The 12,861-nt window shown below is 35.1% G+C and carries 9 protein-coding genes; 7 read left to right on the top strand and 2 right to left on the bottom strand.

Translation table 11 applies throughout. The features are described from left to right. Positions 1-117: 117 nt before the first annotated feature. Positions 118-2,724: a DNA mismatch repair protein MutS gene (gene mutS, locus GKZ88_RS11635; protein ID WP_196216474.1), complete on the bottom strand. Its 2,607-nt coding sequence runs from the start codon at positions 2,722-2,724 to the stop codon at positions 118-120. Positions 2,725-2,881: 157 nt separating this feature from the next. Between mutS and GKZ88_RS11630 the strand changes: the two genes are divergently transcribed. From GKZ88_RS11630 to GKZ88_RS11610, 5 genes are all read left to right on the top strand, one after another. Continuing rightward, on the top strand, positions 2,882-3,310 hold the full coding sequence (locus tag GKZ88_RS11630) for a DUF1573 domain-containing protein (protein ID WP_155102551.1): 429 nt from the start codon (positions 2,882-2,884) through the stop codon (positions 3,308-3,310). A gap of 83 nt (positions 3,311-3,393) precedes the next feature. Beyond that, positions 3,394-3,921 (top strand): RNA methyltransferase, encoded by a 528-nt coding sequence (locus GKZ88_RS11625; protein WP_155102550.1) that lies wholly within the window; start codon positions 3,394-3,396, stop codon positions 3,919-3,921. A gap of 121 nt (positions 3,922-4,042) precedes the next feature. Next, entirely contained in the window at positions 4,043-6,118 is a 2,076-nt protein-coding gene (locus tag GKZ88_RS11620) for a T9SS type B sorting domain-containing protein (protein WP_155102549.1), read from the top strand. 73 nt (positions 6,119-6,191) lie between these two features. Further along, the gene (locus GKZ88_RS11615) at positions 6,192-8,351 is read left to right on the top strand and encodes a T9SS type B sorting domain-containing protein (protein ID WP_155102548.1); all 2,160 of its coding nucleotides are present in this window, start codon (positions 6,192-6,194) and stop codon (positions 8,349-8,351) included. Between the two features lie 2 nt (positions 8,352-8,353). After that, complete coding sequence (locus GKZ88_RS11610; RefSeq protein WP_155102547.1) at positions 8,354-8,704, top strand: MmcQ/YjbR family DNA-binding protein; 351 nt, start codon at positions 8,354-8,356, stop codon at positions 8,702-8,704. 95 nt (positions 8,705-8,799) lie between these two features. Here GKZ88_RS11610 and folK read toward each other — a convergent pair whose 3' ends face one another. Continuing rightward, positions 8,800-9,933, bottom strand: a complete 1,134-nt coding sequence (gene folK, locus GKZ88_RS11605) for a 2-amino-4-hydroxy-6-hydroxymethyldihydropteridine diphosphokinase (RefSeq protein ID WP_155102546.1) — start codon at positions 9,931-9,933, stop codon at positions 8,800-8,802. A 169-nt stretch (positions 9,934-10,102) separates the two neighbouring features. On the opposite strand from folK, the gene sppA reads away from it, so the two are divergent. Both sppA and GKZ88_RS11595 read left to right on the top strand, forming a co-directional pair. Beyond that, positions 10,103-11,860, top strand: coding sequence for a signal peptide peptidase SppA (gene sppA, locus GKZ88_RS11600; RefSeq protein WP_155102545.1), 1,758 nt, complete (start codon positions 10,103-10,105; stop codon positions 11,858-11,860). Between the two features lie 16 nt (positions 11,861-11,876). Then, complete coding sequence (locus GKZ88_RS11595) at positions 11,877-12,824, top strand: alpha/beta fold hydrolase (protein ID WP_155102544.1); 948 nt, start codon at positions 11,877-11,879, stop codon at positions 12,822-12,824. Positions 12,825-12,861: the final 37 nt, after the last annotated feature.

The following is a 12,861-nucleotide window of genomic DNA, read 5'->3' as shown; positions in this document are numbered from 1 at the left end:
TATTGCGAGTGCAAATTTAGGACATTTATTCAATTACACAAGCGTTTTTCTAAAAAATATTTTACTTATTTTATAACTTTCTGATAACCTAAACTTTAAACTTGAAAATTTTTATTTTTATTTTTTGACCAACATTCTTTTAATCTCATTCAGCTTCATCAGTGCTTCAACCGGAGTTATTGCGTTTATATCAAGCCCCAAAATCTCTTCTTTTATTTCTTCTAACAAAGGATCATCTAAGTTAAAGAAACTCATCTGCATTTCATCATTTGCTGCTTTTATTCCGTTTAAAGCATCGCTTGAATGATTTTTTTCTAATTTCTTTAAAAGCTTTTGTGCTTTAGAAATAACCAATTGTGGCATACCGGCCATTTTTGCCACATGAATACCAAAACTATGCGCACTTCCGCCTTTTACCAGTTTACGGACAAAAAGAACAGTATCTTTCAATTCTTTGACTGCAACGTTGAAATTCTGAATTCTCGGAAGCGAGTCGGTCATTTCGTTTAATTCGTGATAATGTGTTGCAAACAAAGTTTTAGCTTTTGACGGGTGTTCGTGCAAAAATTCGGCAATTGCCCAGGCAATCGAGATTCCATCATACGTACTGGTTCCTCTTCCAATTTCATCCAAAAGAACTAAACTTCTGTCGGAAATATTATTCAAAATCGAAGCCGTTTCATTCATCTCCACCATAAATGTAGATTCACCCATCGAAATATTATCAGAAGCTCCAACCCTTGTAAAAATCTTATCTACAATTCCCATTCTAACACTGTCTGCAGGAACAAAACTTCCCATTTGAGCCAGCAATACAATTAAAGCCGTCTGTCTCAAAATCGCCGATTTACCAGACATATTTGGACCAGTAATCATAATAATCTGCTGGGTTTCTCTATCCAGATAAACATCATTAGAAATGTATGGCGTACCAACCGGCAATTGTTTCTCAATTACAGGATGTCTTCCTTCTTTGATTTCTAATTCGAACGTATCGTCAATCTCTGGACAGACATATTTATTTTCTATAGCCAATTGTGTAAAAGAACACAAACAATCTAACTGTGCAACCAAATTAGCATTCATTTGAACCGGCTTAATATAAGTCGAAATCCAAGCTACTAATTGCTCAAAAAGATCTGTTTCGATTTTATAAATCCTCTCCTCAGCTCCTAAAATCTTAGTTTCATATTCTTTTAATTCTTCAGTAATATAACGCTCTGCATTTACTAAAGTCTGTTTACGAATCCATTCTTCGGGCACTTTGTCTTTATGCGTATTTCGAACTTCAATATAATACCCAAAGACATTGTTGAAAGATATTTTCAGCGAAGAAATTCCGGTGCGCTCTGACTCTCTTTTTTCAATTCCTTCTAAATATTCTTTTCCAGAAGTTGAAATTGCGCGCAATTCATCTAATTCTTCATTGATTCCTTTTGCAATTGCATTTCCTTTTGCAATCGCAACGGGCGCATCTTGATTTAAAGTCGTTTTAATTTTTTCTCGCAATAAATCGCAGGCATGCAAACTATCTCCAATAATTTTCACGGCTTCTTGAGGACTTTCAAGAGCCAAGGTTTTAATTGGAATAATAGCATCCAAAGATTCTTTCAAATAAACAATCTCGCGAGGTGAAACTTTTCCCGCTGCAATTTTAGAAATTAGTCGCTCCAAATCGGAAATTTGCTTGATTTGATATTGAATGTTGTGCAGTACTTCAGGATTTGATTTCAAGTAAGAAACCACATCATGTCGCCCTTTTATTTTATTGCTGTCTTTTAGTGGCAATGCCAGCCATCGTTTTAATAAACGGCCTCCCATTGGCGAAAGTGTTCTATCAATTACATCTAAAAGCGTTACGGCATTTGGATTATAACTGTGATACAATTCTAAATTTCTGATCGTAAAGCGATCCATCCATACATAGGCATCTTCTGCAATACGCTGAATTGCTGTGATATGCTGCACGCGATTATGCTGTGTTTCTGACAAATAATACAAAATTGCTCCAGAAGCAATAATTCCTTCTTTCAATTCTTCAATCCCAAAACCTTTTAAAGAAACAGTCTGAAAATGTTTTGTAAGTGTTTCTAAAGCATAATCTTCTTTGTAAATCCAATCTTCTAGATAAAAACTATGAAAATCATCTCCAAAAGCGGCTTTAAAATCACCTTTATTATTCTTCGGAACTAAAACTTCACTCGGATTAAAATTCTGCAAAAGCTTATCAATATATTCTGCATTTCCCTGAGCCGTTAAAAACTCACCTGTTGAAACATCTAAAAAAGAAATTCCGATATTTTTATTGGCAAAGTAAACCGATGCCAAAAAATTATTTGATTTAGACTGTAAAACCTCATCATTTAAAGAAACTCCAGGAGTTACCAATTCAGTCACGCCACGTTTTACAATAGTCTTAGTCATTTTTGGATCTTCAAGCTGATCACATATTGCTACTCGAAGGCCTGCTTTAACCAATTTTGGCAAATAGGTATTAATAGAATGGTGTGGAAAACCAGCCAAAGCGGTTTCGGTCTCTGAACCTGCGCCTCTTTTGGTCAATGTTATTCCAAGAATTTTAGAGGCCCTGATGGCGTCATCTCCAAATGTTTCATAAAAATCCCCTACTCTGAAAAGCAGACATGCATCAGGATATTTTCTCTTGATTTCGTTGTACTGTTTCATTAAAGGTGTTTCTTTCACCACTTTTTCTTTAGCTGCCAAATCGATGTATTTTTAAATGAAAATTAAGACAGCGAATTTATAATTTTTTAACGGCATATCGAAGGCTTCAAAAATTAAAATATTTTAAGAGATTTTTAAGTTGACATTTAAGAATTTTACATAGATTTGTTCTATCATTTAAACAAAGACTATAAAAATGAAAAAAATAATTTTATTTGTTATGCTTGCTGTAGCTGGAGTTACGGCTTCTAACGCGCAATCTGCTAAAAAAGGAACTGCAAAAGTTGCTAAAATCGAAGGTGCAGGAATGGCTTTCGAAACAGAAACTATTGACTACGGGACAATTGCTCACAATGCTGACGGAAAACGTGAATTCGTTTTTGTTAACAACGGAACAAAACCATTAATCATTACAAACACGCAAGGTTCTTGCGGATGTACTGTTCCAACTACACCAAAAGAGCCAATCGCTCCAGGTGCTAAAGGAATTATTGGTGTAAAATATGCTACTGACAGAGTTGGTCAATTTACAAAAACCGTAACTGTTACTTCTAATGCTGAAGGACAGCCAACAAAAGTACTTACAATTAAAGGTACAGTTTTACCAGATCCAGTAAAAAGCTAGTCTGAAAAACAAAACAAAATAAAATAATAGAAAAAGCTTCCTTATCTTTGGAGGCTTTTTTTATGACCTGAATACAATACAAAATGAGAAAACTTGAAAATAGCGAATTAGACCGCAAATCGATTGAAGATTTTAAAAAATCAGACAAAACACCTTTAATTTTAGTTTTGGATGACATTCGCAGTTTGCATAACATCGGTTCTGTATTTAGAACTGCCGACGCTTTTTTGATTGAAAAAATCATTTTATGCGGTATTACAGCCACTCCACCAAATAAAGAAATTCACAAAACTGCTTTGGGCGCAACAGAAACTGTTGCTTGGGAACATCATGAAAACGTGCTTGAAGTTATTGAAAGTCTTAAAAAAGAAAATGTTCTGACTCTTGCTATAGAACAAGTTGAAAGTGCTATTTTTCTTCAGGATTTTAAAGTTGAAAAAAAACAGAAATATGCTTTGGTTTTTGGAAACGAGGTTTATGGTGTTGCGCAGGAAGCCGTTGCTATTTGCGATGGCTGTATTGAGATTCCGCAATTAGGAACCAAACATTCTTTAAATATTGCCGTAAGTGCCGGAATTGTGGTTTGGGATTTGTTTCAAAAATTAAACTGACCAAATTCTAATTAGAAGCATTTTTAACGTAATAAATTGTTATTTTACAATAAATTACAGCTTTAAATGTTAGAAAATGAAAATTATTTTTTTATTATTATAAAAGTGATACTTTTATAAAATGAAAAATAATAGTTCTCTTAATATATATATCTTATTCATTTTATTGCTATCCACTTCCTTTGGATTTGCTCAAATTACAACAACTGCTCCTATAGTTAAAGCAACAGGAGACCAACTATATTGTCCGCAAACCACAATAAAAATTGTAACCACTTTTAGTATTACGCATGATCCTGCAGAAACAGGAACTAAAGGCGTTTACATTCAGGTTTCATCTGGTTATTCAAACGGTTTTGATCAGCTCGCTCTTTCAAATCCCGCTTCACATCCTAATGTAACAACAAGTTGGGATGCAACAGCAGGAAAATTAAGCATAACAAGTACGACAGGCACTAATGTTTTGTATGCTGACTTAGTGGATGCAGTAAAAGATGTGGTTTTTACAAATTTTGCTGCTGCTGCTTCCGGAACTAGAACCTTTTCAATAACGATCGGAAATGCTAATTATTTGCCTTCAACGCAGCATTTTTATTTATATGTGCCAAGTATTGGCATTACCTGGACTTCGGCACGAGATGCAGCTGCTGCAAGTACTTATTATGGACTTAAAGGTTATTTAGCTACTATTTTATCGGCAGATGAAGCCAAACTAATCGGCGAGCAGGCATCAGGAACGGGATGGATTGGCGGAAGTGATGCAGAAACTGAAGGCGTTTGGAAATGGGTCACAGGTCCTGAAGCAGGTACCTCAATGACCTATACATTTTGGAATACAGGTGAACCGAATCAGCAAGGCGATGAAGATTATGCGCATATTACACAACCTGGAGTAGGAATAAGAGGGTCTTGGAATGATTTGTCAAATACTGGATCACTAACTCCAGGAGATGATTACCAGCCAAAAGGTTATGTAGTAGAATATGGCGGATCAGCAGGAGAATCGCCTTTAGAAATTGCCGCAAGTACTAAAATTACAATTCCAGAAGCAAATGTATTGACTCCAAATCCAATTTGTGATTCAGGAAGTTTTACTATAACCGCAACTGCAACGGCTGGGGCAACAATCAGCTGGTATACGCAGGCAACTGGAGGCACCGCGGTCGCTACAGGAAATTCATTTACAACTCCAATAATAAATAGTACAACCACTTATTACGTTGATGCCGGATGTGAAACCAACAGAAAATCAGTTACGGCAGTTGTTAACAAAACTCCAACAACACCAACTGTAGTTGCATCAAATGTTTCGAGATGCGGACCAGGCAGTGTAACGCTTCAAGCTTCTACTGATGTTGGACTCATCAATTGGTATACAACATCAACAGGAGGAACAAGTATTTTTACCGGAAATAGTTTTGCAACGCCAGCCATAACATCTTCTGCAATTTATTATGCCGAAGCTTCAAATAATGGCTGTTTAAATACAAATCGTACTCCAGTAAACATTACTATTTATACGCCTCCAGCCGTTACAGACGAAACAGTAGCATTATGTCAATCTCGAAAGAAAATGCTTGATGCCGGAATATCAGGAATGACTTATTTATGGTCAACAGGAGCAACAACTCAAACTATTGAAATAGGCACTGGAGGAACTTATACCGTTGATGTAACAAGTCCAGCTCCGCAAAGCTGTACTAGCCGAAAAACCATTATAGTGGAAGAACATGAAATTCCGCAGATAGACCTAATTGATGTTGAAGGAACAAGAGCTATAATTTATCTTAAAAAAGAACAATCTTATTTTGAATATTCAGTTGATGGTTCAAATTTCCAGGATTCAAATATTTTTTATGATGTTCCAGGTGGTTTACAAACTGCTTATGTAAGAGAAAAAGGTGGCTGTGGCGGTACTGCAAAAAACTTTGTCGTATTAGTTTTTCCTGCTTTCTTTACGCCAAACAACGACAGCTTTAATGACGTTTGGGAAGTTACTGGAATGGAAAATTATCCTCAGGCACAAGTCACAATATTTGATCGCTACGGAAAATTATTAGCCCAATTATCTCTTTCAAGAATGAGCTGGGACGGAACTTTTAATCAATCTCCGCTTCCTGCTTCAGATTATTGGTATGCTTTAAAAATTGACAATCTGCATCCAATTTTACGAGGTCATTTTTCATTAAAAAGATAAATTCTACTTTTCCTGAAAACTCATTTTTCAATGTTGCCTTGGCAGTTTTCAATTAAAAACTGTAATTTTAAATATGAAAACTAAATTCTCTTGCAAATACACTTTGGCAATTGTATTACTGTGCTGTAATATATTTTTTGCCTTCAAAAGTGTGCCTTTGTCTGAAAGAGAATTAAAAAAAGAAAACAAACAAAAAGCCACAACGGCCGCGTCTGTAATTACAGCAACTGGAAATCAGGTTTATTGCCCGCAAAGCAGTATAAAAATTGTAACCGATGTCGCGATCAATTCAACCGAAGAACTTACTGCGATTTATATTCAAATTTCTTCGGGATATGTAAATGGTGAAGACACATTAACCTTAATAAATGCAAATCCCAATTTAACATCAAGCTGGAATCCAGATTCAGGAACACTTACTATTTCACGCAATAACAACAGTGCCACACTTTCTGAATTTATTGCTGCTATAAAAGCAGTTGAATTTAGAAATAGCTCGGCAACTCCAAAAGGCATTAGGAATTTTTCCATAAGCTTGGGACAGGCGAATTATTTGCCTTCTTCAAAACATTATTATCAATTTGTTTCGAGTCCGGGAATTTCTTGGGGTAACGCCAAAAGAGCAGCAGCTGCAAGTAATTATTTTGGTTTGCAAGGCTATTTAGTAACCATAACCACTCTAGACGAAGCAATATTTGTTGGAGAACAGCTTTCGGGGACTGGATGGATTGGCGGCAGCGATGCCAGAAAAGAACCCTATTGGATATGGGAAACTGGCCCAGAAGAAGGAACTCAATTTTGGTATGGCCGTCAAAGTGGTTCTACCACAACTTTTGCTTACTGGAATGATTATAAAGAACCAGATAATGGCGGTGAACTAGCCTTGATTGGAGCCGAAGATTATGCTTATATAGCACCACCCGGAAATGGGCAAAAAGGAAGATGGAACGATACTTCACTTTATGGAAGTTCAGATCCTGCGAACGTAAATTATCCTAGAGGATATATTGTAGAATATGGAGGAATGCCTGGCGATGTTTATCCGCAAATAAGCGCAAGCACTTCGCTGACTATCTTATCAATTACCGAAACAAAAGCTCCTGATATTTGTGGATCGGGAACTGCCGTTTTAGAAGCAAAAAGCTCGGCAGGAACAATAAATTGGTATGCTGATGAAACTGGAGCAAACGTAATTGCAACTGGCTCCAGCTTCACAACTCCTGTTTTAAATGCAAATAAAACCTATTACACTGCAGCCGAATTTGAAGGTTGTATTACAAAAAGAACGCCTGTAGAAGTAAGAGTAAATATAGTTCCCCAAGTAATTTCTGTTTCAAATCCTGAACCGGTTTGTGGTTCTGGAATCTTTTTTTTAGAAGCGACTGTTTCCGCTGGTGAAGCAAATTGGTACAACTCAAAAACGGGCGGATCGATTTTAGGAACTGGTTCTTTGTTTATTACGCCTAATCTTTCGGCAAATACCATTTATTATGCCGAAGCGAATAATAATGAATGCCGTTCACTAACCAGAATTCCAATAGAAATAAAAATCTACCCCCTTCCTGATGTTCAAAATCAAGAAGTGGTTTTGTGTGCGCCTAATTCGGTTACGCTTGATGCAGGAATCAGTAATATGAGTTACTTATGGTCAACGGGAGAAACAACCCAAAAAATAACAGTTTCTGAATTAGGAACTTACTATGTTGATGTTACGGCTTCCACTGCAGGAAATTGCTCAAACCGAAAAACCATTAAAGTAATAGAACTTCCGGCTCCCGAAATTCAAAAAATTGATGTTGACAATAGAACCGTAACTATCATTCTAAGCAATCCCGAAAGTTATTACGAATATTCTATTGACGGATTAAATTTTCAGAATTCTAATATTTTTCAAGACGCGCCTGGCGGATTGCAAACTGCTTATGCAAGAGAAAAAATTGGCTGTAAAACAGTTTCAAAAAGTTTTGTTGTTCTAGTTTTCCCTGCATTTTTTACTCCAAATAATGATTCCTTTAATGATGTTTGGGAAGTAACGGGAATGGAGAATTATCCTGAAGCACAAATTACAATTTTTGATCGTTACGGAAAATTAATTGCGCAGCTAAACGCTTCAAAAAAATATTGGGACGGCACAATAAATAAAATACCTTTACCTGCGTCAGACTATTGGTTTGCATTAAAAATTGACAACACTCAGCCTGTTTTAAGAGGACACTTTACATTAAAAAGATAAAAATGGATATTGAAATAATTCGCGAAATCTGCCATAAATTAACTGGGACAACAGAAGACATCAAATGGGATCATGACCTTGTATTTTCTGTGGGGACAAAAATGTACTGCGTTGTTGGTCTTGACCAAAATCCAACTTCTGCTTCCTTTAAGGTTTTAGATGAAGAATTTGAAGAAATGAGTACTAAACCCGGATTTAAACCGGCTCCTTATGTTGCAAAATACAAATGGGTTTTGATTGATGATATCTCAAAAATGAAAAAATCAGAATGGGAAAAATACATTCAGCAGTCGTATCGTTTAGTTAACGAAAAATTATCTGCCAAACTGAGAAAACAACTCGGAATATTATAATTAGATAATGTGTCAATTAGAGAATTAGGAAATGCTCTCGAAACCGCATAAAAAATTATCTAATTTTCTAATTGGCATATTCCCTAATTGAGGTCTTATCCTATTTTCTTCTGAATTTCATTTAAAATAAAAAGATAATCTTCGTGTTTTTTAACAAAATCACGATCTGAAACATCAATAATCAGAACATTCAAATCGGTTTGCGATTTAATATAATCCAAATAACCATTATTGATTTTATCTAAATAATCTGCTTCTATATTCTGCTCGTAACTGCGTCCGCGTTTCTTAATATTTTGAAGAAGACGCTGGGTATTCTGATATAAATAAATGTACAAATCTGGCTTTGGCATTTCTTTATAAATAATATCGAATAGATTTCGGTAAAGTCGATATTCATCTTCTCCAAGTGTTATTTTAGAAAAAATAAGCGACTTAAAAATATGATAATCCGCAACGATAAAATCCTTAAACAAATCAAATTGTTTTAAGTCATCTGATAATTGCTGATAACGGTCGGCAAGAAAAGACATTTCCAGCGGAAAAGCATATCGGTTCTGATCTTTATAAAACTTCGGCAAAAACGGATTATCTGCAAATCCCTCTAAAACTGTTTTGGCGTTAAAATCTTCTGCAATTTTATGAACTAATGTCGTTTTTCCTGCACCAATATTTCCTTCAAAAGCAATATAATTGAAGTTTTCTAATGCAATTTCCTGCAACGGACTTTTTAAATTCTGAACTGCCGTACAAACACTGTCGTCTGGAGAAACTGCTATTAATTCTGAAATAGTTTTTTGAAGAATTGGATGCTTCCAATCTAACTTTAAATCCTGAACCGGCAGCAATACAAAGTTTCTGTTTTGCATTAATGGGTGCGGAATCTGAAGCTTTTCAGTTTCGATAATTTCATTGTCAAAAGCAATCAAATCAACATCAATAATTCGGGACTGATAACCTTCCTGATTGGATCGGATTCTTCCTAACTGCTTTTCAACTTTTAAAACTTGATTCAATATTTTTTGTGCCGATGAAGTACTGTGCAAAAGAAGCGCACAATTATAAAAAGCATCACTTTCAAATCCCCAAGCGGGAGTTTCATATAGTTTTGAAACCCTGATAACAGTTCCCACTTCCTGATGTATTAAAGCAATACAACTTTCAATATTTGCTAACCTGTTTCCTTGATTGCTTCCTATAGATAAAACGACTTGATGCTGTGACTTCATAATTAATGCAAAGTAACTAAAACTATTTTAGAATTGAATACATTATTTAGCAGGTTTAAAAATGTGAAATCTACAAATATTTCATAAATCGTATAACAGAATTAAACCGTATTTAGATATATTTGTAACAAAGGAGCCTTTGCAGCTACTTATTAAAAAAATATACATTATGAAGTTTTTAGGAAATGTAATTGCCACAGTGATTGGTATTTTTGTATTTATCATGTTATTCTTTTTCGGAGTAATCCTTATTGGGGCTATTTTTGGAGGAGAAGATACCGTTTCTGTAAAAAAAGATTCGGTTATTGAATTGAATTTAAAAGATATCAAAAATGATTACGCTGGAAAATATAAAGATCCTTGGGTAACTGTTTTTTCAGAACAAAAAGGAATTGGCCTGACGGATGTTATCAACGCTATCGAAGCTGCAAAAACGGATGACAACATCAAAGGAATTTCCATTTTAAATGATGAATCGTCTTTAGGACTTGCTCAATATAAAGATTTACGAAATGCTCTTGAAAGCTTTAAAAAATCTGGAAAATTTGTTTGGGCTTACGCCAATACTTATTCGCAGAAAGAATATTATTTAAATTCTGTTGCCAATACTGTTTATCTAAATCCAGCGGGCGATTTAGACTTTAAAGGTCTTTCATCTGAAGTAATGTTTTTCAAAGATTTCCAAGACAAATCAGGCATTCACATGGAAGTTATTCGTCATGGAAAATACAAAAGCGCCGTTGAACCATTTTTAGAAAATAAAATGAGCGATGCTAACAGAGAACAAGTTACTGCGCTGCTAAACTCAATCTGGGCAACTGTTTCTGCTGATATTTCAAAAAGCCGAAATATTCCGCTTCCAAGATTAAATGAAATTGCAAATGGTTTATTGGCAAGAACGCCAGAAATGGCAAAAGCCAATGGCTTAGTTGACATTGTTGCTTATGAAGATGTGTATCACAATGCAATCAAAAAAGCATTAAAAGTAACGGGCGACGACGATTACAATAAAATATCAATTGATGATTATACACAAAACAATGTAACGACGGCATCGACAATTATCGAAACGGATCAAATTGCAATTATTTACGCTCAAGGCGAAATTGAAAGCGGTGAAGGTGATGTAACGGTTATTGGTGAAGGTTCAATGCGCCGCGCGCTTCAGGAAGCTCGAAAAGATGATGATGTAAAAGCAATTGTTTTAAGAATTGACAGTCCAGGCGGAAGTGCTTTAACTTCAGATTTGATTTGGAGAGAAATCGAAGTGACTAAAAAAGTAAAACCTGTAGTAGTTTCGATGGGGAATTATGCAGCATCTGGAGGTTATTATATTGCCTGCAACGCTAATAAAATTTTCGCTGAAAGCAATACAATTACGGGTTCTATTGGAGTTTTCGGCATATTGCCAAATTTCAGTCCGTTAGCCAATAAATTAGGAATTAATACTGAACAAGTAAAAACACACGAAAACTCAGCAAATTACAGTCCGTTTGTTCCAGTCGACGAAAAGTTTAAAGCTTTTACTTTAGAAGGTGTTGAACAGATCTACAAGACTTTTGTAACACATGTTGCAGAAGGAAGAAAAATGACATTTGCACAAGTGGATGCCATTGCACAAGGAAGAGTTTGGTCTGGAACTGAAGCTTTAAAAATTGGTTTAGTAGATAAAATCGGTGGATTAAATGATGCAATTGCCGAAGCCGCGAAAATGGCCAAAATAAAAACATACAGTACTCAAAATTATCCTGAATACGAAAAAACATTTAGCGATATTTTATCAAAAATGCCTTTTGCACAATCTAAAGAAGCTTTCATAAAAGAAGAAATTGGTGAAGAAAACTATTTGTTGATCGAGCAGGTTAAAAAGCTTCAAAAACAAAAAGGAGTTCAAGCTATGATGCCTTTTGGAATTAATATTAAGTAATTCAATGCTAAAAAAAATGAAAAAGATATTTTTGTTTTTGAGTATTTTATCCCTGTCGGCTGTAAATGCTCAAAACGCAAAACAAGATACATTTAAAGAAACAAATGTTACTTTAAAGATCAACATTGATCAGCTTTATGGAACACTTACTGTTCCTGATGTTACCAAAAAATGTCCGGTCGCATTAATAATTGCAGGTTCAGGACCAACAGACAGAAACGGAAATAATCCGATGATGAAAAACAATTCATTGAAAATGCTTGCTGAAGCATTGGCAAAAAATGGAATTGCATCACTACGATATGACAAAAGAGGAATTGGCGAAAGCAAATCATCAGGTGCTGATGAAACAAGTTTAGTTTTTGAAAATTATACCGAAGATGCTAAAAGCTGGATTAACTTTTTAAAACAGGACAAACGTTTCTCTCAAATAACAATTATTGGACATAGTGAAGGATCCTTAATCGGAATGATTGCTGGAGCAAAAGCAAACAAATTTGTTTCGATAGCAGGCGCAGGCGAATCGGCAGACAAACTTTTAAAAGAGCAGATTTCGTCAAAATCAAACAAACAGATTGAAGAAATGACCTTTCCGATCATTGACAGTTTAAAAAGTGGCAATAAAGTGAAGAAAGTTGACCCGCTTTTAAATTCGCTTTTCAGAGCAAGCATTCAGCCTTATTTGATTTCCTGGTTTAAATATGATCCACAGACAGAAATAAAGAAACTAGCGGTTCCAATTTTAATAATTCAAGGAAATAAAGATTTACAGGTAAATGTTTCAGATGCTGAAAGCTTATCAAAAGCCAGCAAAAATGCTGAATTGGTCATCGTTGATAAAATGAATCACGTTTTAAAAATTATTGACGGCGATAACAAGGCCAATTTTGAAAGCTACAACAATGAAAGTCTTCCTATTTCAGAAGACTTGACAAATAAAATTATTTCTTTTATCAAAAAATAAATATAACAGCAAAAACCAAATCCGTTTGAAATTTTCC

The organism is Flavobacterium sp. LC2016-01, from assembly GCF_009711135.1.
GTDB lineage: Bacteria > Bacteroidota > Bacteroidia > Flavobacteriales > Flavobacteriaceae > Flavobacterium.
This window is presented reverse-complemented; position numbering and strand designations above follow the sequence as displayed.